We start from the raw sequence: 26,573 nt of genomic DNA on the forward strand, positions 1-26,573 counted from the left end.
TATTTCATTTTTTAAAAAAATATTATATAATTGAACAAATTTTTTATTTTTGGAAATACTGATAATGAATAATGATTTAACATCAAAATATGAAATTCTAACTGCTAAAGAGCTTAAATATATAAAAGACCAATTAGTTATGCATAATATACCGTTATTTAGATTAGATAAAGAAAAAAAACTTATTGCATTTCCAACAGAACAGCTTAGCTTAATAATAGATAATGAAAAATACAGCAATTTAAAAATATATACTCCTAAAAACTTCTCAATATTTATAGAAGAATTCAAATCAATAACTCAAACCTCTGGTACAGAAGATGATTCATCTCATTATGTATTCAGAACCCCGAAAGAATCAGAAAAAGAGATGGGTAAAAGAATATCCGAAATCTCTAAAATGACATATAAAGAAAAAGTTAATACAATAGAAGCCTATAATAAAGAATTACAGAATATACAAATAGATAGAGAAAATGGAATAAGCAAAAACACAGCTCAGCAAATAGTTAATGTAGGAAATGATGTAGGACTTATAGCAAAAGTTACAATGTTTGAAAGCATACAAAAAATTAAAGGCGAAGAAATCACTCAGGAACATGCTAAAATAGAAAATCAGGAAATTACAGAAACTACAAAAAATATTGTTACAACAATAGTAGATATGCTCTCCGCCAATACCGAAACACAGAAGGTATTTGATGAACTTAATCATTACTCGGACGGCGGAATAATGGCTCATTCCAACAGAGTATTTATATCTTATGTTAATTTTATGGTATTTTATAATAATTTGATAAACAGAAGACATTTAGTACATAAAATAAGAACATCATATACAAATAAATATAAAAAATTCTATGAACAGATAGAAACCGTATTTAATAAAAGCAGTATATGTAAAAGCTTATTAACATTAGAAGACTGTATTGATAAAGGAATTAAGATAATAGAAGAAAGAGATATGAAGCTTTATTCTGTAGGCGCTTTGCTTCATGATATAGGTAAGGTAAAAGATTTAGATTATTTTGAAGGCGCAAATGGAAGAGATTATGAAAGAATAAAGAATCATTTATTTAACAGCTATGCTTTAGTAAGTCAGACTTCGGAATATCCACTTGAAGTTATATTAACTGTAGCTTTGCATCATGAATACTACGGATTGGGCTACGGTCCTTATGAAAATCTGTATAAATTAAAATTAAAAAAACACCCCGATTTTAAAATACAAAGAATTATAACTTATGATGCTAAAGCCATAGACGAATGCGAGGCTTTTGCTTATTTTCCTGCTAAAATGCTTGAAATTATAGATGTATATGATGCTTTAATAGATCCTGCAAGAAAATACAAGGGCGGAAAAACATTCACTCCTGAAAAAGCTCTGAATATTATGAAAGAAGATTTTATAGAAAAACATATTAAGCTTGATCCTATATTATATGATGTGTTTGTAGAGTTTTTAAGCAATTCAATAGAACAGGATTTAATGTCATGCAAACTAACATAATCAATTATTAGTATTATTATACTGAAGTTCTTCTAATTTTTCCATTGCATTTCTGAAAGAGCTGAATATTTCTTTCCAATTACTTGTATATAATGCGGATATGCCTATATCTTCATAATCGTTTTCACCGAATTGATTTACAAAATTAAATCTTATATTTGATATGGATTTATCTGCAAAACTGTTAAATTCATTATCCTGATTAAATTTATATCTTACTTCCACATCATAATAATTGATATCTCCCATTAAATATTTATTATAAATTACCTTCTGTATATTTGTTAATTGAGCTGTACTTCCGTCTTCAAATGTAAATATTATAGGAGTGCCGATATTTACAAATAATGGGTTAGGATATCTATATCTGAATTCCAATGTTAAAGTTTTTCCCGCTCTTTTATAAAATCTGAATCTATTATCTCTTAAATATTTATATGTTTCTTTCCAAGATGTATATATATTTATTTTAGAAGTTAATTTATCCTTCTCAGTAAAAAAGAATCCTCTCTTTAATTCGTCCGAATATAAAAAAGATGCGCTTAATAGTATAAAAAATGAAATTAATAATATATATCTATTCATTTTAATTTTCCTTATAAGTTATTTATTATTAATAAATACGGAATTTAAATTTTAAAATTAAATATCAGGAAATATTTTTTAAGCCAATCAGTAAATTATATATGCATATAAAAAAGAGGAGATTTAATCCCCTCTTAAATATTTAATTATCTTTTATTTTTTCATCTTCCGATTTTTTATCTTCATCGTCTTTAACTAAAGCGGGCGTCTCCTCCTGCTTAGGCTTAGCCCTTAAAGAATTAAGCAAAGTATAAGCTACAGCAACATTCTCCTCCCCTAAAGAAGAGGCAACTCTAAAAGAAATAAGCGAAGAATATCTGCTTCTTCCATAAGCATATCTGAAGCCTATCTCAGCAGCTTCTCCAGCATCTATATCTAGAGTTTCTCTGTCAAGCACTATTGCAGACAGAGCCTGAGACAGATCAGTTTTAATAGTAACATTATTCTGCTTTTTTGAAGTTCTATTAACTATTGTAAGAACTCCTGTTCTGTTTCTTTCATCTAATTTAACAGAAACATTAAACGGATTTTCAGAATATTTTTCTTCTATTCTTGACACTATAGAGGCATTAATATTAGCCCATTCTCTTATATTGTTTCCTGAACCTCTGAATTTAGACCATAACATTCTGGATATATCATGAAAAAATACACCCCTTATTCTGCTGCTTCTGTTAAACTTAGCCTCCGATTCATATACTCTTCTCATATACTCAAGTTCTGGTCTTAAGCTTCCGTCCTGAAGTCTGTTATCTATCATATTTCCAACTAGCACATTGTATTCGCCTGATAAGTACTGGGGCCAAGCTGAAAGCATACTGACATGCTGAGGACGGCTGGCTTCATATATCATAACAGCATCATAATCTATGCCTGCATCAAAAAACATATAAGGATCCTGCCCATGCTCCTGACCATGATTCCAGCCCAAAGTAAATGCCCATAATTTTTTTCTTATTCCTGAATCTTTTATTTCTTTTATTATCAAAGCTTCTTTATGAGCTCTGAACCATCTCCATTTCATACCTATTTCTTTTCTTCCTCTGTTTACGGCAAGCCAGCGCATACGGGCGGCTTTACTCATAGTAGACCAATTAGCGGGAACATAAACACCTGTAAGCTCCACCATTTCATCAACCATTTCATATCCATCAACTTCCCCTGTTCTTATAAAATCAAGACCGATACATGATATATTAGGATTGGCATCGTATCTTTTTAATATATCTATAATATCACGCACTCTTTTACTATCCGCCAAAGATATATGCCTGCTCTCTACAAGGCTTTGAGTAGCAGAATTATACCCTATAGAAACTTCATAACCGCCTTTTCTAGCACCGCCTCCTGCTGCAAAATAACTCATAACATAAGCACCAAGCTCTACATTTCCTTTCGCTTTGCTTGAGGCAAGATTTTCTATATTTTTAATCATATCCTTAGCCCAAGGTTCTTCGGGAGTAATTCCGCCTGTCCAGCCTGTAGTCTGTCCGCCTATAGCCCAGAACATATCGCATTTCATATATCTGATCCAATCATATATAGCGTCATAAGTAGAAGGCTCTCCTGTTTCCACGCTAGGAATTTTTTTAGTAGTTAAATCTACAGCATATTCCAAAGTAGCTATCTTTTTAGTTTCTTTGGCAGGAGGAGACTGCTTTCCTTTTACTGTAAAATCTTTAGTATAGCCGTAAATACCGTTTTTAGTCTGAACTAATACAACCGCCTGATATTCTCCTAAAACTCCTCCGAAAGGATGAAGATAAGTACCTTTATACTCTAAATTCTGAACTTTAAATACATTAATGGTATATTTTTCATCTATATTTTTTATTACCGTCTTATCTCTTTTATATCTTACATAAATACTAATATTTTTTACAATATCTTCCGTATATACAGAAGCGTTAATAACTACAGGTTCATATCTGAACACCGATATTTTTGACAAATCTATTGCTACTCTGGGAGCTTCTCTATTTCTGGAATTCCTTACAGCTAAATCAACAGCTTCGCTTAGCTTATCTGCAGTTCTATCTGTAGTATTTGCATTAAATACCATAGCAGGAAGCACATTCGGATTAGGCATTTCGCTGCTTAATTCATCATCGCTAAGAAGCATATTCTGATTAAAATATTGTATATCGGAATCGGCGCTTATTTCCTCTTCTGTATAAATATCATCTAAATCAACCGACAAATCATAATCATATATAGGCTTAGCGGCAACTAAAGAAAGAGAATCAGGATTATACATATCTATTCTATGATTTTTTTCAGATTCATTAAAAAGATAATCCGTATCTTCAAGACTTCCGACTATAGTCATTCTTTCGCCTATACCAAAAGTAAGAGCGACTAATGATATAGATATAAGCAGTAATATGGTGGTGGCTATTATACTTCTTTTCATAATATGTTTATTTCCAATTTATTTTTATTATATTTTATCTTTCATGTTTTGAATGTTTAGGATGTTTAGCTATTTGCTTTTTAAGATGCGAAGAATCCACATGCGTATAAATTTCAGTTGTTGTAATATCCGAATGACCAAGCATTCTTTGAACAGCTCTTAAATCTGCACCATGCTGTATAAGATGAGTTGCAAAACTATGCCTTAATGTATGAGGATAAATATTTTTTTCTATGCCGCTTTTTTTCATAGTTTCTTTTACTATTTTCCAAATACCTACTCTTGAAATTTTATCGCCTCTAAAGTTTAAAAATAATTCGCTTGTTTTTTTTCCTTTAACCATTATTACTCTGCTTGTCTGAATATATCTTTGCAAAATATCTAAAGCTCTGTCATTAATAGGAACTATTCTCTCCTTATTGCCCTTTCCGCATATTTTAAGATATTTGCCTTCAAAAAATATATCATCAATTTTCAGAGAACAAATTTCGCTTACCCTCAAGCCTGACGAATACATTAATTCAAATATGGCTTTATCTCTAAGACCTTTATCCGTTTTTTCATTATGCACAGATAAAAGATCATCCACTTCTATAGTTGTGAGAGATTCAGGCAATACCCTTTTAAGACGGATAACCTCCAAATTATCTGTAGGATTTTTAGAAATATAATTCTCCATAACTAAAAACTTATAGAGATTAACAATGCTCACCTTATTCCTTGCCACAGTTCTAGACTTTGATCCCTGCTCCTTTCTCTCGCTTAAAAATTTCTCAATATCCTTTCTTGCGGCTTTTAAAATAGTCTTTTTATTTCTATTTAAAAAATCAAGATATATTACAATATCTCTTTTATAGGATTCTAAAGTATTTGAAGATAATCCCTTTTCCACCGCTTCATAATTTAGATACATTGATAATATTTCTTGATCAGAAACCTGTTTAACTGACATTGAAATCTGCCTCTTAATTTAAGATATAAAATACAAAATTTAACATGATTGAATAATCAATCTGAAATCATTATCGGAAAGATTTGATATTTATTTAAACATAATATATTACTTAATAAAAATATTACATTAACTAAACATAAAATTTAAAAGCTTAAACTAATTTAAAAATAATAAGATAATTATATATTGTAATTATTAAATTTATTTATATGCAGAAATGAACAGAAAATTTTTTTTAGATAAAAATGAAAGTCCTTACAAGCCGTCAAAAAATATTATTAAAGAGCTTGAAAAATTTGATATTGATTCATTAAGATTTTTTCCAGATTACAGCCCTAAAAATTTAGATGAAAGTATATCAAAATATTTCAATATAGAAGCAAATAATATAATTTCCGTTAACGGAATGTATGAGTCTTTTGCATGTATCATAAACTCTTATGACAAATATAAAATATTCCTGCAGGAACCTTACAGGGATTTGTACGTAAAAATATTTTCATACTATAAAATGAATTATGATATAATAGAGGCTAAGGAAGATTATAAAATTCTGCTTAAAAAAAACATTAAAAATAAAAACTCAATAATAATATCAAGCAATCCCAATGCAGAAACGGGAATGTTTATAAATATAAAAGAAATTGAAAAATTCCTAAAATATTATGAGGGTATATATGTAATAGATGAATCATATATAAATTTTGCAGGCGAAAGCGCTGTAAAATTAATAAACGATTATAAAAATCTAATTATAATAAGATCCATCGCACATTCGCATTCAATATCTGGAATAAATGTTAATTTTATAATATCAAATGCATACAATATAGAAAATATGTCAAAATTAAGACAAAAATACGGTATTAATAAAATATCCGAAACTATAATTCTGGCGGCAGTTAAAGACGAAAACACATCGTATAAAAATATATTAAATATAGTTTTAGAAAGAAAGAGATTGGATACTCTGCTAAGTAAGGAAGGATTTATTGTAATGCCTTCAAAAGCTAATTTTTTATTGATAAAGCATGTAAATAAAAATTCTGACTATATATATAATAAATTATTAAACAGAAATATATTCATAAAAAAATACGATGAAAAAAATATATTATGCGGTTTTTTAAGAGTTACAGTATCTTCTCAAAAAATAAACAATATATTTTTAAATGAATTAAAAAATATACTCCATAATGATTAAAAATATCAATTAACTATAGCTTCATTAAATCTGAAATCTATTCTATGAGGCTGATTTTCCTGATACTGCAATGTTTTTAATATGGCTGCCAAATCCACAAACTTTTCGCTTTTTACATATTTTTCTAATATTACCTGAACCTGATATCCCCTAGGATAAACTATCAGATCATCTCCATAAGCATTAATCTCGGATATTAAATTATATATCTCATTATGATTTATTTTTAACTCATACATCACAGATGATAAATATTTGGAATAATCATTCTCAACTTTTTTATTTGAAGAATTAATGGAAAGCCCTGTAATATAAGGTACATCATAATTATAAATAGCTTCATTTTTTATGATATAAGCATCATCAGTAATTTCGTATATTCCCGTATCTGACTCAAGCAGAAATAAAGTTTCTCTCTCTTTTACATTAATTATAAGCAAATCAGGAAAAGAGGTTTTTATGCTTTCAACCTGAAGCCTTAAATTTCTTTCTATATTAGATTTTATTTCTTTTTTCGGTATATTAAAAAAACTAACATTATTGTATTTTGATAATTCGGATTCTCTCATTATGTCTACAGCATCTAAACTTCTTAATCCCCGTATTTCAACTCTTAAAACTCTTGCTTTATTTATAAAAACAGCGGAGGATAATACTGCTGTAATCAAAGCAAATATAATAAATATTTTTTTTATTATATTTTTCTGACTGTTTGTAAGCTTATTCTTTTTTAACTTTTTTTTAAGTTTATTTTCTTTCGGATTCTTCATTATAATATCGGCGTTGTTAATTAAATTTAATTAACACTGCATCCGCAATCAAAATCTTTTTCGGGCTTCATAACAGAAAGCGTCTCTCCATTGTCAGCCAAAAGAAGCATGCCATGAGAAGTAATGCCCCTGAACTTTTTAGGCTTTAAATTTGCCAAATAAAGCACGGTTTTTCCAACCATATCCTCAGGCTTATAATACTCGGCTATAGAAGATACCACAACTCTCTGTTCTCCTCCTCCTATATCAAGTACAAATTTCAAAAGCTTATCCGCATTTTCAGCTTTCTCTGCAACTAATATTTTAGCAGTTAATAATTCAAGTTTTTCAAAATCTTCTTTTTCTATATTAGATTTATGTTTATCTTCTTTTGGAGGATTAATTTGTTTTTTATTTTCTTCCGCAACTGCTCCTATTTCTTTTTCTACATCATATCTGTTAAATAAATGCCCGCCTTTCTCAATTTTCATTCCTGCTTTTAAAAATCCCCATTGCTTAGCACTGTCCAAAGAAACACTGTCTCCAAGCCCTAATCTGTTAAATACTTTTTTAGGAGTTTCAACAAAAAATATCTGCAGATGAGCTGTTACTATATAGTATACCTGAAAAGATATATACATTACATTAGCCAAATGATCTTTTTTAGTTTCGTCTTTAGCCAAATTCCAAGGCGCACTCTCTTCCACATACTTGTTGGTTACTCTTATAACCTCCCAAATATGGGATAAAGCCTCATGAAATTTAAAACTATCCAAAGCAGATTCAACATTAGCATCAAGAGTAAGAGCCATTTTTTTAAGTTCTCTCTCCCTATCTCCGTAAACACTTTCAGCCTCTTTAGGAAGAATACCGTTAAAATACTTTCCAAGCATAGTAGTTATTCTATGCCATAAATTTCCGTAATCATTAGCCAAATCGCTGTTTATTCTCTTTAAAAAAAGCTCCTGAGAATAATATCCGTCAGAACCAAAATTAATTTCTCTTAAAAGAAAATATCTTAAAGCATCTATTCCGTATTTATCTATTAAGGTATTAGGATCTACAACATTTCCTCTGCTTTTGCTCATCTTCTTACCGTCATCAAAAAGCACCCAGCCATGACCGAATACCTTTTTAGGAAGAGGTATATCAAGCATTTTAAGCATTATAGGCCAGATAACGGCATGAAAACGGACTATCTCCTTTCCCACAAAATGCACATCGGCAGCCCAGTATTTTTTATATAAATCATCTTCCCCGTCTTCAGGGTATCCTAAAGCAGTTATATAATTTGCCAAAGCATCAATCCATACATATATGCTATGCGCACTGTCAATAGGACAAGGTATTGCCCATTGAAGCCCTTTTCTTGTAACTGCTAAATCTTCAAGACCCGGAAGAAGAAAATTTTTAAGCATTTCATTTTGCCTCTCTTTAGGCTCTAAAAATTCAGGGTGCTCTTTATAATAATCTATTAGCCATTGACCGTAATCTGAAAGTTTAAGATAGTAGCATTCCTCTTCCTTATATTCTAATTCCTTTTCGCAGTCGGGACAATAATATTTGCCTCCGTCTCTTTTTATTACCTGACTTTCAGTAAAAAATGCCTCATCGCTTACGCAGTAAAGCCCTTTATATGCGCCTTTATAAATATAGCCTTTATCATAAAGAATCTTAAATATCTTTTGAACCCTTCTCTCATGATAATCATCGGTAGTTCTTATATAATGACTGTAATCAATATGAAGTCTTTTCCATAGCTTTTTAGCAGCATCAACTATATTATCAACATAAGCCTTGGGAGTAGTACCGGCCTCTTCCGATTTTCTTGCTATCTTCTCTCCATGCTCGTCTGTACCTGTCAGAAAATAAACATCATATCCCATCATTTTTTTATATCTTGCTATTGTATCGGCTGCTATAGTACAGTAGCAATGCCCTATATGCAAATAATCTGAAGGATAGTATATCGGAGTTGTAATATAAAACTTTTTGTCTGTCATCTGTATGCCTCTTAAGTTATGAAAAAAGTATATTTAAAAACAGAATTATTATACTAAAATTAAATATTTTTGTAAAGCTAAAAAAATTAACATATCATCTTATTAAAAGTATTTTTATATATTAAAATTAATATAGAAATATAATAATTATATAAAAACTAAGTTTTATAATTTTTATATATTTATATAATAGCCTTCTTTTGCAAAAGCCAGCTTCAAATCAATTTCTTCTTTTTTGAGAAATGCCATTAATTTATTATATATAAGATCTATTTGAGAATCCGTTCTCTCCTGATTATGATGATGAAGTATAACATAGGGAACATTTGCATCTAATCCCACCTGAATAGCATCATTCAATGTGGAATGCCCCCAGCCTACATGCCCATTATAATATTCATTTTTAGTATACTCGCCTTCTATTATAAGAACATTAGCTCCCCGTACAAAATCTATTAATCTCGCATGAAGCAAATCGGCATTATGATTATAATGCGAAAGTGAAGGATGCTGTGCATGAAGACGCTTTTTATAAGGCTCATGATCTGTAAGATATACAACTGTCTTATTTTCAGATGTTATTTTATAAGAAAGAGTATGGCAGGGATGATTAACCCACATACTTTCTATAAGCATATTTCCAAAAGTTATTTTCTTTCCTTCATAAAAAGCTTCAAATTTTAAATTGGCGGCAAACTGCTCTAAGTTAATGGGAAAATAATCTTTAGCCAATATATTATTAATAGTATCATACATTCCTGTAGATGATTCTTTAGGTCCGTATATTGTAAAGCTGTATTTATCGGAGAAAAAAGGCGCAAAGAAAGGTATGCCTATAATATGATCCCAATGAAAATGCGTTAATAATATAATGCTTTCCGTTTTCTCAGATTTTAAAGCATAATAGCTTGCATTTTTAAGTCCGCTTCCCGCATCAAGTATTAAATAATTTCCATCATCATCTATAACCTGCAAGCATGATGTATTTCCGCCGTATATGCTGAAACTATTACCGGGAGTTGGTATAGAACCTCTGCTTCCAAGAAATCTTACTTTCACAATTTAACCTTAAATGATTTTTTATTATTATAATAATATAATAATAAAAAAAAATCAATCATCATCATTAATATATTTACTTGTATTATTAGCAGATAAGGCTTATAATAAGCATAATAAATAAAAAAGGTTTATTATTAATGGGACTTTTTAAAATAATATCTTGGAATGTAAACGGCATAAGGGCAGCATATAAAAAGGGCTTAACAGATTTTATAAAAAAAGAAAATCCTGATATAATATGCCTTCAGGAAACTAAAGCTTTTGAAGAGCAGCTTCCCGAAGATTTAAAAAATATTGATGGATATAAACTCTTTATAAATCCTGCAGACCCTGAAATAAAAAAAGGATACAGCGGCGTTGCAATATACACTAAATTAAATCCCAATAAGGAAATAAAAAACAAATTAGGGGCTAAATTTTCAGACAGAGAGGGAAGAATACTTTCTTTAGAGTTTGACGATTTTACTATATTTAATGTATATTTTCCGAACGGAGGCAAATCCGAAGAGCATTTTCAGTATAAGCTTTCTTTTTATGATGAAATTACAAAACATTTAAGCAGAATTAAAAAGAATACAAATATAATATTATGCGGAGATATGAATATTGCGCATGAGGCTATAGATTTGGCAAGACCTAAAGAAAATGAAAAAAGCATAGGTTTTCTCCCAGAAGAGCGAGAAAAAATAACAAAGTTTTTAAGCAAAGGCTTTACCGATACATTTAGAATATTTGTAAAAGAAGGCGGACATTACAGCTGGTGGGATATGAAAACAAGGTCTAGGGAAAAAAATGTGGGCTGGAGAATAGATTACTTCTTTGTTAATAATGAAATAGCATGCGATATAAAAAGAGCGGATATATTAACTGATGTTATGGGAAGCGATCACTGTCCTATATTAATTGAATGGGACAGGAATTAACAAATAAAAAACTGCTTGATTTTTTAAAGTTTTATAATAATATTAAAAATCAGTGAATACAATACTATTTTATTTATATAAAGGAGTTTGTATGGTTCGTACAATCATTGAGGATAAAACAGCCATAATTAACATAGAAAAAAATATTATATCAGAAAATGTGGATATATTAGAAGAAAAATTAAATTATATAAAAAATGCAGGCGCGCTTAATTTTATATTTGATTTTCATAATATAGAGTATATGTGCTCCTCCGCTTTGGGACTTATAGCATCTGCTTTAAGAATATCGGGAGAGAACGGAGGCATTGTTTATTTCTGTTCATTAAGCAGACAATTAAAGAAGCTATTTGAAGCTACAAAATTTTTAACTATAGTAAATACGGCAAATAATATAGATGATGCGCTTAAGAATATTAAATAAATTATAGGAAATATATGTTAATAGAAACTATCAAATTTATATATTATTTATTAATGCAGACTTTGAAACTATATTCTTTTATATGGTTTATATGGATTATATTAAGCTGGCTTCAGGCTTTCGGAGCTATGCATTTGGATTATTATAATCCGATAGTGAACTTTTTTTATAAAATTACAGACGGCGTAATAGATAAAGTATTCGGAAATTTCAGAGATAAGCTCATTATAGGAGTAATAGATATATCTCCTTTGGTATTTCTTTTAATTCTTCAATTAGCAGTTCCCGCATTACTCAGAATAGTTTTTCAATTTTTATTAAATATAGCTGCTAGGGTATAACTTATGAGTTCCTTAGATGAAATAAGTAAATATATTGATGACGGCGACTATAAAAAAGCAATAGAAGAATTAGACATAATTATATCAAAAGACCCTGATAATGCAAGAGCTTTTTATATGAGAGGCAAATCGGCATTTATAGAACTTCAGAATAAGGAGTTTGATAAAAACGAATACAATGCCAGAATAGCTTTAATATATTCAACAATAGAATATGATTTGAATAGATCCATAGATATTGATCCTAATATAATAGATGCATACAGAGGTCTTATGTATCTTAATAGGGATTTAAAGAATACGGATAAAGAAAGAGAATATGCTCAGATACTTTTTGAAAAAGACGCTTCAGCTTTTGATGCGCTTTTAATACTGGCAAGCAGCTATTTAAATAACGGTGAAAACGAAGCCGATTTTTATCAGGCTATAGGTTATTATGACGATTTTATTAAAAACTCAAGCTTTGACAGCGGCAGAACGGCAAGATTTGAAAGAGGTCTTTGCTATTATAATCTTAATATACTTACAAAAGCGGATATAGAGGCAAATAAGCTTATATACGATTTTCCTTTCTATGATGACGCTTATTTTCTTAAAGGAATAATACTTGCTAAAAAAGGCATCAGTTCGGAGTTTTATAATGATGCAATATTCTTTTTAGACAGGGCAGTAGAATTAAACTCCTTTAATTTCAATGCCGTATATGAAAGAGCCGAATGGTATTTTAATAAGGAAAATTACAGAAAGGCTATAGAAAATTATAATGAACTTTTAAATAATAACAGTAATAAATATAAATTAGACGCTTTACTTGGAAAGATTCAGGCTTTGCATGATTTAATTATAGAGAACGAAGATAAAGATTACCCAGACAGTCAGCAGGAAGGAAAAGATTTAGAGGAGGTTTTTTATCTTCTTGATAAAGCTATAAATGCAATAGGAATAAATAGTATTCAGTGCCGATATTACAGAGGAAACTTATATGCCTATAATGGAGAAATAAAAAAATCGATAGAAGAGTTTAAAAAAATACTAAATGAAAATAAAGAAGATTGGATCTATGAAAAAATAGCCGAACTCTGCCATAATTATGCACAAAGCAATGATGATTATAAAGAAGCCTTAAAATATCTATCTCATATAAAAAAAACGCAGTATAAATATTCAACTTACTGCCTTATGATATTCTGCAATTATAAAATAAAAAATTATGAGGAAGCTGTGCAGTTATGCAGAGAGTTCTTTGAATTAGAAAATTACAGCGATAATGAAGTATATCATATAAAATTTATTTATGCTCATTCTCTTCAGATGACATACTCCAATGATTATGAATTAATACTTAATAATTTTAAGTCATGCTTAAACAGTGATTTAGATAAAGCCTTAATATACAGACATGCAGCAAATATAATGCTTTATAATATGCCGAGCGAATATAATGATGAGGGCATATATATGTTAAAAAAAGCTATGGAATTGAATGATTCTTTATCGTATTTTATATATTCAAAAGAATTATTTTACGGAGATATTATAAGCCCTAATCCTAAATTGGCTGTATCTATTGCTGATACTGCATTTGAAATTGATAATAATTTAGAATGCGCATTAACTATTATAGGAAAAGCATACGAACTTGGAAGAGGATTAGAACAGAATAACAATAAAGCCTTTGAAATGTACATTAAAGCTAAAAAACTCTGCTGTATAAATAATTCAAAATGCTCATGCTCTGCAGGGCTTACAGCTCATTGCTATTATAAAGGAATAGGCGTTAAAAAAAATGAAAATAAGGCTTTCAGTATTATAAAAAAGTACGCCGATATTTTTGGTAAAGATCTGCATGAACATGCCGCATTATTATATTCATATTTTGCACTTAATAATATAGAAGGATTTAATCTGTTTAAAGCTTTGACTCTGTTTGAAAATATAGAACAGTATTCTTCTAATGTATATATAATAATGACATTAAAAAGAATATATAAAAAGCTTGGTAGAAATTATGATGTAAAAAGAATGTCCAAAATGGAAAATAAGGCTTTAGAAAATACGGGAGAATTAAACCTTAATTATTTAAAAAAGTATATAAAAAATTTCAATAATTTTTATCCTATTTTAAGCAGGGATTTTAATCTTTGACAAAAAAATATATTATAGTAATATATAGCTTTATAAAATATAAAAATTAAGAGGTAATAAAATGATAAACAAAACTATGAGTATAGGCGAGATTATACAGATGTTTCCCGATTCTGTGGAAATAATGATGGAAAGAGGTCTGCATTGCGTAGGCTGTCATGTTGCAAGCTGGGAAAGCTTGGAAGAAGGCTGCAGGGGTCATGGCATGAATGACGAAATTATAGACAGTCTTGTTAAAGAGATAAACGATAAATTTGAAGCTGGCAAATAATATGCAGAAATTAAAGAGACGGTTTATAAAGCCGCCTCTTTTTATATTATAAAGCTTTTATAATTATTTGCCGTCTTTATACTCTCTGATAATTCCTCTTACTCTTATTGTAAGACCGTAAATTTTCTGTTCAGCTATAATAACATCTAAAGGCACCTGATTATAAATATTTGCGGAAATCAATGCATCAGTGCCGTATTTATCTTTTTCATAAATCCTTACAGCAGGGAGTTTTTCTCTTGATATTTTTGTTTTTAACTCTTCGCCTTCTTCTATAGTAAATCTTATATCTCTTTTTATATTTTTTCCTTCAAGCCAATTAACTTTAAATGTACCTATATTTTTATCAACAAAACGCATAAAGAACACCAAAGACAAAGCATCGAAAGCCATTCCGCTAAACTCTATCTTTTCATTATCCGTTCTTTTATCGCTGAACAGATAATAATTATCATAAAAAATTAAAGTTTCCTTATTAGTCCAATCTCCCTCCGATGTGTCTTTTTTTAATATCATAGGCTTAAAATCATTTGTACATATCCATGCTTCAAATATATCGCTTACCTTATAAACCCAATTAGCAGCTCCCGTTGTATAAACATGAGCATATAAATGATAGGCGGGCTTTCCGTTTACATTGCTTACGGCAAGAACTTCAGCTTCAAGAACTCCCACTTTCCCGCTTATATTAAACTCAGGAACCTGCGCTAAAACATCATATTTTATATACTCGCCGGGCTTAAAAGACTGATTGTATCCGAATATAATATTTGAAATTAATATAATTATTATAAAAACATATTTTTTCATTATAGGCATCTCCTAAAATATATTTTTTTTATTGTTGCTATGTTCGCCTTCGGCTCGCTTCATTATATATTATTATTTTATTTATTTCTATTATTGCTATGCTTGAACTTGGCTGATTACGGAGGGTTTATAAATAATCCCGCCGCCTCGTTCCCGCTTTATTTATTGTTATGCTTTTATTATTGCTATGTGAGTACCTGCCTTATTTAATGTTTTTCTATTTTTCCTGTTCTTTTTTGTACGGGCAAAAAAGAAGCAAAAAAACCCTTTTCTTTTTTTATCAAAAAAAGAAAAGGAAAGAGAAATAATAATAAACATTAATAGAAATATAGAATAATAAAAAATAATACAGAAAAATTTTACTCCCTTATATTATTATTGCTATTATCCTGCCGAATTTACTTAAATTAATATTTAAGTAATTTATACTTAAAATTTTTATTTTTGTCAAAGATTTATTAATTATTTTTTTATAATTACAATAATTTTATATGTTTTACAGTTGCGAAATATCATTTTTTTAGTATATTATTACTTCGGCTTACAGTATATTCATTAAAAACTTGGATTAATATATCGGCGGTTACATTAATATCAACTATGCTTGGGCAGGTAATATTCACTTGGCTTTTAAAGCCTCCGTTATATACATTACAATATTAGGAGAAGCTGCTGGGGGCATGCATATTAGGGTACTTTATACTTAATGAGAATATTGCAGGAATACTGATTATATTGCTTGGAATAGGATTATTTTTTAATAGAAAAGAAATGCTTATTAATATAATTTTTGAATATTATAATACTTACTATAAAACTAAAAAATCAAGGAGCTAAATTTTATGGAAAAAGACAATAATTCGGAAAAAATAATACATCAGAAACCTTTAATGGAAGAACTATATAAAGAAGAGCTTGACGCTTTAAAATCTGAAGATAAAAACAGCAAGCCTAAAAACTGGCAGCTTTCTCCTAAGTCTGTGAGGGATTTCATATTGGGAAAAAAATTAAAAAATGGAACTGTCATAAACAGAAAATTCTACGGAGATGACGCTTTAGTGGAGCGTGCTATTATAACATTAGCGGGAAACAGAGGTTTAATGCTTGTAGGAGAGCCCGGCACTGCAAAAACTATGCTGAGCGAATTATTATCTGCTGCTATAAGCGGAAACAGTACAATTACAATACAGGGTACGGCTGGAACAAGCGAAGACAATATAAAATATTCTTGGAATTATGCTATGCTTTTTGCAAAAGGTCCTGTAAATGAAGCTCTTATACCGTCGCCCGTTTACAGCGGCATGACTAACGGAATAATTACCAGATTTGAGGAAATTACAAGATGCCCGCTTGAAATACAAGACTCGCTTATAAGCATATTAAGCGATAAAATTATGAATATACCTGAACAAAACAGAGTATTATTTGCAAATGCCGGCTTCAATATCATAGCCACTGCAAACACTAGAGATAAAGGAATTAACGAAATGAGCAGCGCTCTGAAAAGAAGATTTAATTTTGAAACCGTAGAGCCTATAAAAAATCCTAAGCTTGAAGGAGAAATTATAACGGAGCAATGCAGAAAGCTGCTTGAGCTTGCGGATATAGATATTGATATAGAATATGATGTTGTAGATGTTCTTGCAACAACATTTAATGAACTCAGAAGCGGAAAAAGTTTTGAAAATGCCAAAATACAGGAATTGAACTCTGTTATGAGTACCGCCGAAGCTGTATCCGTTTATTATCAGTCGGCTCTTCATTCCTATTATTACGGAGATAAAAACATAAAAATGTCAACTTTAGTTGAAAATTTAATAGGAAGCGTTGCAAAAGAGAATAAAGACGATCTGCCTAAATTAAAAAATTATTTTAACAATTCCGTTAAAATAAAATCGGAAAAGATTGGGAAAAAATGGAAAGAATATTATGAAAGCAGAAATCTGATTAAATAGCTTTCTAAAAAAATTATTTTTTATTATTGCTGATAAAAATTGCTTTATTATTGCTATGCCCGCAGTTCACTGACAGCCTATAACAACTTTAGTTGTTATAAGTTCGCTGCTCGCTTTTTTTGATATTTATTATTTCTATTAATACTCATTATTATTTTATTTCTTTAATCATGTTCTTTTAATCTATATAAAAAATAACGAATAAATTAAATAATAAAACAATTTTTATAATTTAATCTTAATAATATTTTTTAATATTTTATTAGAACATTAACAGGATATTTTGATATTTCTTTTATTCCGTTTAACTCTTTCAATTCTATTAAAAAAGAAGAACCAACCACTACAGCGCCTAATTTCTCAGCCATTTTTATCATAGCTAAAGCCGTGCCTCCTGTTGCAATTAAGTCATCAACTATCAAAACTCTTTCTCCTTTTTTAACCGCATCTTCATGCATAAATAATGAATCAGTACCGTATTCTAATGCATATTCTTCTGAAATAGTTTTATAAGGCAGTTTTCCCTTTTTTCTTACAGGTATAAACCCTGTATTCATTTTATAAGCTAATGCGGAACCTATCAAAAATCCTCTGCTTTCAGCTCCGACTATATAATCTATTTTTTCATCGCTAACATGCTCCGCCATCTTATCTATTGCATATTTGAATGCATCTTTATTTTGAAGCAAAGTTGTAATATCTCTGAAAAGTATTCCCTTTTTAGGATAATCCTGAATATTTCTTATATAGTCTTTTAACTCCATATATAACACCTCATATATATAAAATAACACAATTAATAATTATAATATTTTTTATTAAAAAATCAATTGCAAATATTTAATAATTATTTAAATAAGCTTTACTTATAAATATAATAAGCATTTTTATATTTCAATGCTATTTAAAAAAATGATTATACAATATTTACAAATTATCATTTTTAGTTTATTATAAAATACGATTTTTAATTAATTAACTTTACAGAGATAAAAATAAATATGATTAAATTAAATAGGATTATAGAAGAAATAAAAATAAAAAAATTATATTTTTCAGCATCACTATTAATATTTACGGCTGATATTGTTTCTAAATACTTTGTAGATAAATATCTGCAGGATATTATAGTAAAAAGAGTTATAGGAGATATATTAATATTTATATATACAAGAAATTACGGCGTATCATTCGGTTTTCTCAATAATGTTCATGGAGCTGTAGAGCATATAATACCCGAATTATTAAAAGTTATTGTATTTGCCGCTATGATTATAGTATTTTTTATAATGCTTTCCATAAATCCTAATAAGCAGAAATTATCTATGATAGGCTTTACTATGGTATTAGGGGGGGCTATGGGAAATTTGACGGACAGAATTATGAGAGGATATGTTACCGATTTTATCAGTATGGGATTTAATGAAACTATAAGATTTCCTTACAATTATAATATAGCCGATGGTTCAATTACAATAGGAATATGTATTATAGCTTTAGGAGTATTTTTATTTAAAGAAGATTTTGATAAAAATAAAAATATTAAAACTGATGACAATACAGAAAAATAGAATATGAACTTAGAGTTTCAAAAAGATATTAAAAACGGCAGTTTCAATAATAAAGAAAATTATAATAATGAATCCGATATATTTTATAATAATAAAAAAATATCGTTTATAATAACGGAAGAAGATATTAATAAAAGATTGGATATTTTTATAAGCGAAAGGCTTAATATAACCAGAAGTCAGATAAAAAATTATTTAGATTCTATAATAGTTAATGGAGGGGTAAAAAAATTATCATATTCCCTAAAATTAAATGATAATATAGAAATAAATTTATACAAAGAAAATTATAAAATAGATTCTGAAAATCCAATACCAGAGAATATACCTTTAAATATAGTTTATGAAGATAAGTATTTGCTTGTAGTAAATAAGCCTGCAGGTATGAGTGTGCATTGTTCTGCTTCAGAGATAAGCGGTACTTTAGTTAATGCTCTTCTTTATAATATAAAAGATTTCAGCTTTGCGGGAAATAAAAGCAGAGCTGGAATAATACATAGACTTGATAAAGATACTTCAGGACTAATAATTATAGGAAAGAATTCCAATATAGTATCAGGCATTCAGGAACAATTCAAAAACAGAACGGTTAAAAAGATATATCATGCAATTGCGGCAGGAGTTTTAAAAGATAATTATATGGAAATTAATATGCCTATAGGAAGACATAAAATATACAGAAAGAAAATGACGGTAAGAGATGACGGAAAGGAAGCTGTTACATATATAAAAGTTTTAAAAAGATTTAAAAATCATACGCTTATGGAAATTAATCTTAGAACTGGAAGAACGCATCAAATAAGAGTTCATTCATCATATAAGGGATTTCCAATAGCCGGAGATAAAGTATATTCTAAAAGTTTTAATAAATACTCTTCTCTTATGCTTGTTGCTAAAAAAATAAGTTTTATTCATCCTATAAGTAATGAAAAATTTGAGTTTGAAATTGATTATCCCGATTATTTTCAAGAGTTTTTATACGGTAATGATATTTAAAAATAATTATTATATATTATTATATGCAGCTATATTTGATCCTTTTTTCCATTTATTTGAGTAATAATATATTAAACTGAAAGTCATACTGAAAAAATTACTTATAGCCATAGCAGTCCATATACCCCATAATTCCATTTTAGGGGATATAATATAAGCAAGCGGAACTCTTATTATTATATGTGCGCAAAAAGCAAAAAGCATAAGTATAAATGTTTTTCCAGCGCCGTTTATAACTCCGTTTGCAGAAAACATCACGGCAAGCATTATTATTGAAGGCATAACCACATAAATATAACTCTTAGTATATTTTAAAACGCTCATATCATCTGTAAACATTCTTACTATAATCTCGGGAAACATCATAGAAAAAACAGCCATAAAAGCCGATATGCATACGGAAAGCTTCATACCTGCTTTATATATTTCTTTAACTCTTTCTATTTTTCCGGCACCTATATTCTGAGCTGCCATAGTCGCAATACCTGCGGATAATGCCATAAGAGGAAGAAATGATAAAGAATCTACCCTCATAGATACGGCAACGGAAGCTGAAGCGGATTCTCCGTAAGTATTTATAAGTCTATTTAAAAAAAGCCAACTTACGGACACGATTAACTGCATAGCGGCAAATGGAATGCCTATTCTGAACATTAATTTTGTTATTCTGAAATCAAATGTTAAATTAAAAGGATTAGCTCTTACAATACTGTCTTTCATTTTTAAATATATCATACTAACGGCAACAGAAATAAACTGAGAGAAAGCCGTAGCATAAGCAGCGCCGTCAAGTCCCATAGAAGGAAAAGGTCCTATGCCCTTTATCATAAGCGGATCCAATATCAAATTTAAAATAGAAGATATTGCCAAAAATATTAAAGGTCTTACCGTATCTCCTATGCCTCTAAGAAGTGCAGAAACTAAAAAATAATAAAACATAAAAGGAAAACCTATCATGCTTATTCTGAAATAACTGACGGAATATTCCATTATGCTGTCTGCCGTATTTAAAAATATCATTAAAGAAGGAGCAAATATATACCCTATTACAGATAAAGCTAAAGCTGTTATTAAACTTATAGTGGTGGCAACTTTAGATATATAAAATACAGAAGCTTTATCATCAGCTCCGAAATACTGACCTATCAGAATATTTGCTGCCACAGTTACTCCAGAAGCTATAGCCATAAGTATCAATATAATAGGAAAGCTTACAGCAATTGCCCCAAGTCCTTTAGGTCCTATCATCTGCCCTATCCAAATAGTATCAACTATATTATATGCTATATTTAATAGGTTTCCCAATATCATCGGCACAACTAATTTAATAAGTCCTTTGCTTACATCTCCGTCAGTTAATTCCAACATCTTATTTTTTTCCATAATGCACCTAAATTATCCGCTTATTAATGTTTAGATTTTTTTTATTATTTTATAAATTAATAAAAAACTTCCGATAATAAATTTCATAAAAATAAATTAAGTAAATTTAATATATAAAAATCTAGTTAGCTATGTTACAATACAATAAAATAAAGTCAATATATTTATTGTTATTATAAAAAATTTTTTTTATTAACTCTTTTTGTTTTTTTCTTATAATCTTTAAAATCTCTCTTTTTGCTGTTATTTTTTTCATCTTTCTGAGTTTTAGTTTTGTATGTACTGTTTTTCTTTAAGGACAATCTTTTTTTCTTAGGCTTTGCTTTAGCCCATTTTGATTTATTATGTTTTTTCCCTTCTTCAATAATAATATTATTATCCTCATAATTATTACTATCATTTGTTTTATCAATATCGCTGAAGCTGCCTATATCTGAAAATATGCTTTCTATATCTTTTAATTTTTTCTCTTTTTGTCTGAAAAAGAAGTCTATTTCTTTTTGAGTTAAATCTCTGATATGACCCGCTTCTAATGTTCCTGAAACCTCATCATATTTATTTACGCACCCTACAGATATTCTCTCCAAATCTACAACTTTATATCCTAGATAATCAAATATCTTTCTTATTTCCCTATTTTTTCCTTCATTGATAGTCATACGGATTTTACTTTGTATTCTTCCTTTAGCTAAAATTTTAAACTTAAAAGGAGAATAAACAATATTTTTTATAGTTATTCCTTTACTGGTATTTAAGAGAGCCTCAGAATCTATTTTGCCGTTAATGGTAACATCATAAACTTTTAATATTTCGTATGAAGGGTGTGTAATTATATTTGCAAACTCTCCGTCATTTGTGATTATCATTATGCCTCTTGATTCCGAATCAAGTCTTCCTGCATAGAATAATCTTTCATTTATATTTTTAAAAAACTCCGTTATTATTCTTCTTCCTGGAAGATATTTAGTTGTGCTTACAACTCCAAGCGGCTTATATAATACCATATACCTTTTTGTCTGTCTTTTTATCAAATTTCTGTCAATAGAAACCGAATCTTCTTCTTTTACTTTATAGGCAGGATCCAATACAACCTGATTATTAACTCTTATTCTTCCAGACATTATAGCTTTTTCGCAGTTTCTTCTGCTTGCAAAACCAGATTCCAATATAACTTTTACAAGTCTTATAGCTTCCTCTTTTTGCTGTTTTTTCATAAATTTAATCTCCAATCAACATACCAATATATAAAAAGGTTTTTAATATAATATAACAGATTTATAATATTTTCTCAATTAAATATATTAATTATAATTATATTAGTTTTAATTAAAAAAATCTAAGCTAATATTGATAAAATACGAAAATTATAAAAAACCTTATGAAAAATAAATAACTATGAAATTTAAAAAATTAATATTTACGGCATTTATACTGATGATTAATTTAAATATATACTCTCAGACTATAACTGAAAACTCTCTTCCTTTAAGGGCAAAAAATTTTTTAAACTTAAATTTTCAAGGAAATAATATAGAAGAAGTATCTTTATATCAAAACGGCGGAGGATATAATGTAGGCATAAATTTCGGATACAATTTTATATTTTACAATACGGGACTTTGGAAAAAAATAACTGCTTCAAGCGATGAGGCTAAATCAAAAGGAATACCAAGAAGCTGCATTCATAAATCAATGGTTAATATTATAGATAATGAATATCCTTTTTCAAAAATAACAGATATAGAAAGGAGAGATAAGATATTTATTATTAAATTAGATGATAAATACCTGCTTGAAATAAGCGGATACGGTATTATAATAAGCAGAAAAAATTTAGAACAGTAAAGAGAACAGCAATACTAAAATAAGGAGTTTTTAATTATGAAAAAAATCATAATAATAGGCGGTGTTGCCGCAGGAATGAGCGCAGCGGCTAAAGCAAGAAGAATAGATAAAGAAGCTGTTATAACAGTTTATGAAAAAACAGATGCTGTATCTTGGGGTGCTTGCGGTATGCCTTATTATGTAGGCGGTTTTTATGAAAGCCCTAATACCATGATAGCCAGAAGCGCTGAGACTATCATTAAATCTGGAATAGATTTGAAAGTAAAACATGAAGTTTTGAAAATAGATTCTAAAAATAAAAAAGTATTAGTAAAAAATACAGCTGATAATAAAGAATTTGAAGATAATTATGATTCTCTGCTTATAGCTACAGGGGCAAAATCAATAATACCTAATATACCGAATATCAATATAGGAAATGTATCAACTTTAAAAGAGTTTGATGATGCGCTTAATATGAGAGAGAAGATGAAAGATTCAAATATAAAAAATGTTGTGATATTAGGTGCGGGTTTTATAGCTATTGAGGCAGCTCATGCTTTAAAGCATATAGGAAAGAATGTTACAATAATACAGCGTTCCGACAGAGTATTCGGAAGCAAATTCGATAAAGATTTTTCTGATATTTTAATAGAGCATATAAAAGAAAATGTAAACCTGCATCTTAATGAAAAAATTATGTCATTGGAAGCTGATAATAATAATAATGTTAAAGCCGTGATTACGGATAAAGGCAAATATGATGCCGATTATGTTGTTGTAGCTATAGGAGTTAAGCCTAACAGTGATTTAGCAAAAGATGCAGGAATTAAATTAATGGATAATGGCGCTATATTGGTTGATAGGGAAGGCAGGACAAGTATTGATTGTATATACGCTGCAGGAGACTGTGCAAGTATATATGATAAAGTATTAGACGAACAAACTTATGCAGCACTTGCTACAGGAGCCAATAAATTAGGCAGAATGATTGCATCTAATTTAACAGGGGGACATGAAAAGTTTACAGGAAGTTTAACCAGTGCATGCATACTTGCATTTGAGCTTGAGGCAGCAAGAACAGGAATAACAGAGGAAGAAGCAAAAAAAAGAAATATTAATTATAAAGCAGTTACTGTAAAAGATTTAGATCATACGCATTATTATCCTGATTATCATGATTTGCATATAAGCTTGTATATTTAGCCGACAGCAGAAAGATAATAGGCGGGCAGATATTAGGAAAGAGAGGCGCCGTATTAAGAGCTGATGTTATAGCAGCCTGTATATATGCAGGACTTACCGTAGATGAACTAGGAATGCTTGATTTATGCTATGCTCCTCCTTTTGCAAGAACTTGGGATTCTTTGAATGTGGCTGGAAATGCAGCTAAGTAATAATTGCGAGTCTAAGCCTTTAAGACTTGAATTAAATAAATTAAGTCAATGACTCAGGCTCGCATTTTTTAATATTTCTTATTTCTAGTATCTTTTATTACTTGTTTATTTGTTCTTTTTTATACAGATAAAAAGAACCAAAAAACTTTTTACTTTTTTCAAAAAAAGCGGAGAAAGAAATAAAATAATAATAAACATTAATAAAAATGTTGTATAATAAAAGAAAATAAAATCTTATTAATTTTAAGGATTAAAAAATGGAATCTTATGATGTTGTTGTTATAGGCGGAGGTCCTGCAGGTCTTGCCGCCGCTGTTTCCGCCAGAGAAAACGGCATATATAATTTACTTATATTAGAAAGAGACAATATGCTTGGCGGAATACTGAATCAATGCATACATAACGGATTTGGTCTTCACAGATTCGGAGAGGAGCTTACAGGTCCTGAATATGCGTATAAATTTATAGAAAAAGCTGAAGAGTTAAATATAAACTGCAGGCTTAATACTATGGTTTTAAATATAGAACTTAACAGCGATAAAAGTAAAAAGATTACTTATATTAATAAAGAAGAAGGCGTAGTTTTGATTAATGCAAAAGCCGTAATACTTGCTATGGGCTGCAGGGAACGTTCCAGAGGAGCTTTAAATATACCTGGTTTCAGACCTGCGGGAATATTCTCTGCAGGAGCCGCTCAGCATTTAGTAAATATTGAAGGATATATGCCGGGCAAGGAAGTTGTTATACTCGGTTCTGGAGATATAGGGCTTATTATGGCTAGAAGAATGACTTTTGAAGGCGCCAAAGTTAAAGCTGTTGCAGAGATACTTCCATTTTCAGGAGGGCTTAAAAGAAATATAGTTCAGTGTTTGGACGATTTCAAAATACCTTTAAAGCTTAGTCATACGATTATTGATATAAAAGGCAGAGACAGGCTTGAAGGCGTTACAATAGCTGAAGTTGATGAGAATATGAAGCCTATTAAGGGTACCGAAGAATACTATTCATGCGATACTTTGCTTTTATCTGTAGGTCTTATACCTGAAAACGAGCTTTCAAAAGAGATTGGAGTTGAAATTAATCCCTTAACCTCAGGTGCTGTAGTTAATGAGGGGCTTGAAACTAATATTGAAGGTGTTTTTTCATGCGGAAATGTTCTGCATGTGCATGATTTAGTTGATTTTGTATCTGAAGAAGCGGAAACTGCAGGAAAGAGCGCATCTCTTTATATTCTTAAAAATAAAAGAAGAAATGATGCTGATTCTGTTTTATTAAAAGCCTCCAGCGGTGTCAGACATACTGTGCCTTCTATGATTAATACTGATAATGTAGATGATTATGTTACGGTAAGATTTAGGGTGAGTAATGTATTTCATAATAAATTTCTTAATGTATATTTTGACGGAGAGAAACTTATACATAAAAAGCATTTAATATTTGCTCCCGGAGAGATGGAGACTTTGAAGCTTGATAAAGCTATGCTTTCAAAAAAAGGCTTAAAAAATATAGAGTTTAAGATAGAGGATAATTGATATATTCTATAATTAGAATAGGGTAAAAAATATTATATCTTATTAATTAAATATTATACTTTACAAAAATCAAAAATATATTAAGGAAGTAATTAATTATGAAAAAAAAAGAATTAACTTGTATATGCTGTCCTATGGGCTGCGCTTTGACGGTTGAAATTGATAAAAATAAAATTTTGAATGTAAGCGGAAATACATGCAAAAGAGGAGAAACCTATGCAAGAGATGAGATTGTCCGTCCTGTAAGAATGGTTACTTCAATAGTAAAAGTAAGAAACGGAAAAATAAAAATGCTTCCAGTAAAAACCAAAAATCCTATTGACAAATCAAGAATAGAAGAATGCTTAAAAGCTTTAAAAAATGTTGAAGTAAATGCCCCCGTTTATATAGGCGATATTGTGCTTTCAAATGTTGCAGGCTCAGATATAGTTGCTACTAGAAATGCTGAAGTATCAGAAACATTATAAAACTGTATTAATCGGTTTTTAATTACATAACTAATATATTATGAGATATTTAG

General features: G+C 29.4%; 25 protein-coding genes. 15 read left to right on the forward strand and 10 right to left on the reverse strand.

Annotated elements, in window-relative coordinates; genetic code table 11:
* Positions 1–64: 64 nt before the first annotated feature.
* Positions 65–1,510, forward strand: coding sequence for an HD domain-containing protein (locus QZ306_RS01510; protein ID WP_295160091.1), 1,446 nt, complete (start codon positions 65–67; stop codon positions 1,508–1,510).
* Here QZ306_RS01510 and QZ306_RS01515 read toward each other — a convergent pair whose 3' ends face one another.
* The 3 genes from QZ306_RS01515 to xerD all read right to left on the reverse strand — a co-directional run bounded on the left by QZ306_RS01515 (position 1,511) and on the right by xerD (position 5,460).
* Positions 1,511–2,095 (reverse strand): hypothetical protein, encoded by a 585-nt coding sequence (locus tag QZ306_RS01515; protein WP_295160094.1) that lies wholly within the window; start codon positions 2,093–2,095, stop codon positions 1,511–1,513.
* 142 nt (positions 2,096–2,237) lie between these two features.
* A complete protein-coding gene (locus QZ306_RS01520) occupies positions 2,238–4,508 on the reverse strand; it encodes a hypothetical protein (protein ID WP_295160097.1) in 2,271 nt (756 codons plus the stop codon).
* Positions 4,509–4,542: 34 nt separating this feature from the next.
* Positions 4,543–5,460, reverse strand: a complete 918-nt coding sequence (gene xerD / locus QZ306_RS01525; protein ID WP_295160099.1) for a site-specific tyrosine recombinase XerD — start codon at positions 5,458–5,460, stop codon at positions 4,543–4,545.
* 220 nt (positions 5,461–5,680) lie between these two features.
* On the opposite strand from xerD, the gene QZ306_RS01530 reads away from it, so the two are divergent.
* Positions 5,681–6,667, forward strand: coding sequence for an aminotransferase class I/II-fold pyridoxal phosphate-dependent enzyme (locus QZ306_RS01530; protein ID WP_295160101.1), 987 nt, complete (start codon positions 5,681–5,683; stop codon positions 6,665–6,667).
* Between the two features lie 5 nt (positions 6,668–6,672).
* Here the strand turns inward: QZ306_RS01530 and QZ306_RS01535 are convergent, their stop codons facing one another.
* From QZ306_RS01535 to QZ306_RS01545, 3 genes are all read right to left on the reverse strand, one after another.
* Positions 6,673–7,437, reverse strand: coding sequence for an FtsQ-type POTRA domain-containing protein (locus QZ306_RS01535; RefSeq protein ID WP_295160103.1), 765 nt, complete (start codon positions 7,435–7,437; stop codon positions 6,673–6,675).
* A 26-nt stretch (positions 7,438–7,463) separates the two neighbouring features.
* Positions 7,464–9,452, reverse strand: a complete 1,989-nt coding sequence (gene metG / locus QZ306_RS01540) for a methionine--tRNA ligase (protein ID WP_295160615.1) — start codon at positions 9,450–9,452, stop codon at positions 7,464–7,466.
* A 141-nt stretch (positions 9,453–9,593) separates the two neighbouring features.
* On the reverse strand, positions 9,594–10,478 hold the full coding sequence (locus tag QZ306_RS01545) for an MBL fold metallo-hydrolase (protein WP_295160106.1): 885 nt from the start codon (positions 10,476–10,478) through the stop codon (positions 9,594–9,596).
* A 140-nt stretch (positions 10,479–10,618) separates the two neighbouring features.
* On the opposite strand from QZ306_RS01545, the gene xth reads away from it, so the two are divergent.
* From xth to QZ306_RS01570, 5 genes are all read left to right on the forward strand, one after another.
* On the forward strand, positions 10,619–11,404 hold the full coding sequence (xth, locus tag QZ306_RS01550; protein ID WP_295160109.1) for an exodeoxyribonuclease III: 786 nt from the start codon (positions 10,619–10,621) through the stop codon (positions 11,402–11,404).
* A gap of 91 nt (positions 11,405–11,495) precedes the next feature.
* Positions 11,496–11,828, forward strand: a complete 333-nt coding sequence (locus tag QZ306_RS01555) for an STAS domain-containing protein (protein WP_295160112.1) — start codon at positions 11,496–11,498, stop codon at positions 11,826–11,828.
* 14 nt (positions 11,829–11,842) lie between these two features.
* The gene (locus QZ306_RS01560; protein WP_295160115.1) at positions 11,843–12,169 is read left to right on the forward strand and encodes a YggT family protein; all 327 of its coding nucleotides are present in this window, start codon (positions 11,843–11,845) and stop codon (positions 12,167–12,169) included.
* Positions 12,170–12,172: 3 nt separating this feature from the next.
* Positions 12,173–14,314: a hypothetical protein gene (locus tag QZ306_RS01565; RefSeq protein WP_295160118.1), complete on the forward strand. Its 2,142-nt coding sequence runs from the start codon at positions 12,173–12,175 to the stop codon at positions 14,312–14,314.
* 61 nt (positions 14,315–14,375) lie between these two features.
* A complete protein-coding gene (locus tag QZ306_RS01570; RefSeq protein ID WP_295160121.1) occupies positions 14,376–14,585 on the forward strand; it encodes a DUF1858 domain-containing protein in 210 nt (69 codons plus the stop codon).
* A gap of 63 nt (positions 14,586–14,648) precedes the next feature.
* Here the strand turns inward: QZ306_RS01570 and QZ306_RS01575 are convergent, their stop codons facing one another.
* Positions 14,649–15,395, reverse strand: a complete 747-nt coding sequence (locus tag QZ306_RS01575; RefSeq protein WP_295160123.1) for a DUF3108 domain-containing protein — start codon at positions 15,393–15,395, stop codon at positions 14,649–14,651.
* A gap of 842 nt (positions 15,396–16,237) precedes the next feature.
* Here QZ306_RS01575 and QZ306_RS01580 point away from each other — a divergent pair.
* A complete protein-coding gene (locus QZ306_RS01580) occupies positions 16,238–17,350 on the forward strand; it encodes an AAA family ATPase (RefSeq protein ID WP_295160126.1) in 1,113 nt (370 codons plus the stop codon).
* 251 nt (positions 17,351–17,601) lie between these two features.
* Here QZ306_RS01580 and QZ306_RS01585 read toward each other — a convergent pair whose 3' ends face one another.
* Positions 17,602–18,114: an adenine phosphoribosyltransferase gene (locus QZ306_RS01585; protein WP_295160130.1), complete on the reverse strand. Its 513-nt coding sequence runs from the start codon at positions 18,112–18,114 to the stop codon at positions 17,602–17,604.
* Positions 18,115–18,351: 237 nt separating this feature from the next.
* On the opposite strand from QZ306_RS01585, the gene lspA reads away from it, so the two are divergent.
* Both lspA and QZ306_RS01595 read left to right on the forward strand, forming a co-directional pair.
* Positions 18,352–18,921 carry a signal peptidase II gene (gene lspA, locus QZ306_RS01590; protein ID WP_295160133.1) on the forward strand — a complete coding sequence of 190 codons (570 nt, stop codon included), beginning with the start codon at positions 18,352–18,354 and terminating at the stop codon, positions 18,919–18,921.
* A gap of 3 nt (positions 18,922–18,924) precedes the next feature.
* Positions 18,925–19,917: an RluA family pseudouridine synthase gene (locus QZ306_RS01595; RefSeq protein ID WP_295160135.1), complete on the forward strand. Its 993-nt coding sequence runs from the start codon at positions 18,925–18,927 to the stop codon at positions 19,915–19,917.
* Positions 19,918–19,926: 9 nt separating this feature from the next.
* Here the strand turns inward: QZ306_RS01595 and QZ306_RS01600 are convergent, their stop codons facing one another.
* Positions 19,927–21,300 (reverse strand): MATE family efflux transporter, encoded by a 1,374-nt coding sequence (locus QZ306_RS01600; RefSeq protein WP_295160136.1) that lies wholly within the window; start codon positions 21,298–21,300, stop codon positions 19,927–19,929.
* A gap of 173 nt (positions 21,301–21,473) precedes the next feature.
* Positions 21,474–22,514: a pseudouridine synthase gene (locus QZ306_RS01605; RefSeq protein WP_295160139.1), complete on the reverse strand. Its 1,041-nt coding sequence runs from the start codon at positions 22,512–22,514 to the stop codon at positions 21,474–21,476.
* Positions 22,515–22,695: 181 nt separating this feature from the next.
* Between QZ306_RS01605 and QZ306_RS01610 the strand changes: the two genes are divergently transcribed.
* From QZ306_RS01610 to QZ306_RS01630, 5 genes are all read left to right on the forward strand, one after another.
* On the forward strand, positions 22,696–23,145 hold the full coding sequence (locus QZ306_RS01610) for a PepSY-like domain-containing protein (protein WP_295160141.1): 450 nt from the start codon (positions 22,696–22,698) through the stop codon (positions 23,143–23,145).
* 36 nt (positions 23,146–23,181) lie between these two features.
* The gene (locus QZ306_RS01615) at positions 23,182–24,330 is read left to right on the forward strand and encodes a CoA-disulfide reductase (RefSeq protein ID WP_295160144.1); all 1,149 of its coding nucleotides are present in this window, start codon (positions 23,182–23,184) and stop codon (positions 24,328–24,330) included.
* A gap of 29 nt (positions 24,331–24,359) precedes the next feature.
* Entirely contained in the window at positions 24,360–24,521 is a 162-nt protein-coding gene (locus QZ306_RS01620; protein WP_295160617.1) for a hypothetical protein, read from the forward strand.
* A gap of 257 nt (positions 24,522–24,778) precedes the next feature.
* Positions 24,779–26,053 carry an FAD-dependent oxidoreductase gene (locus QZ306_RS01625; protein WP_295160145.1) on the forward strand — a complete coding sequence of 425 codons (1,275 nt, stop codon included), beginning with the start codon at positions 24,779–24,781 and terminating at the stop codon, positions 26,051–26,053.
* 98 nt (positions 26,054–26,151) lie between these two features.
* Complete coding sequence (locus tag QZ306_RS01630) at positions 26,152–26,520, forward strand: DUF1667 domain-containing protein (RefSeq protein WP_295160148.1); 369 nt, start codon at positions 26,152–26,154, stop codon at positions 26,518–26,520.
* Positions 26,521–26,573: the final 53 nt, after the last annotated feature.

It is taken from the genome of uncultured Brachyspira sp. (assembly GCF_910588665.1).
GTDB lineage: Bacteria > Spirochaetota > Brachyspiria > Brachyspirales > Brachyspiraceae > Brachyspira.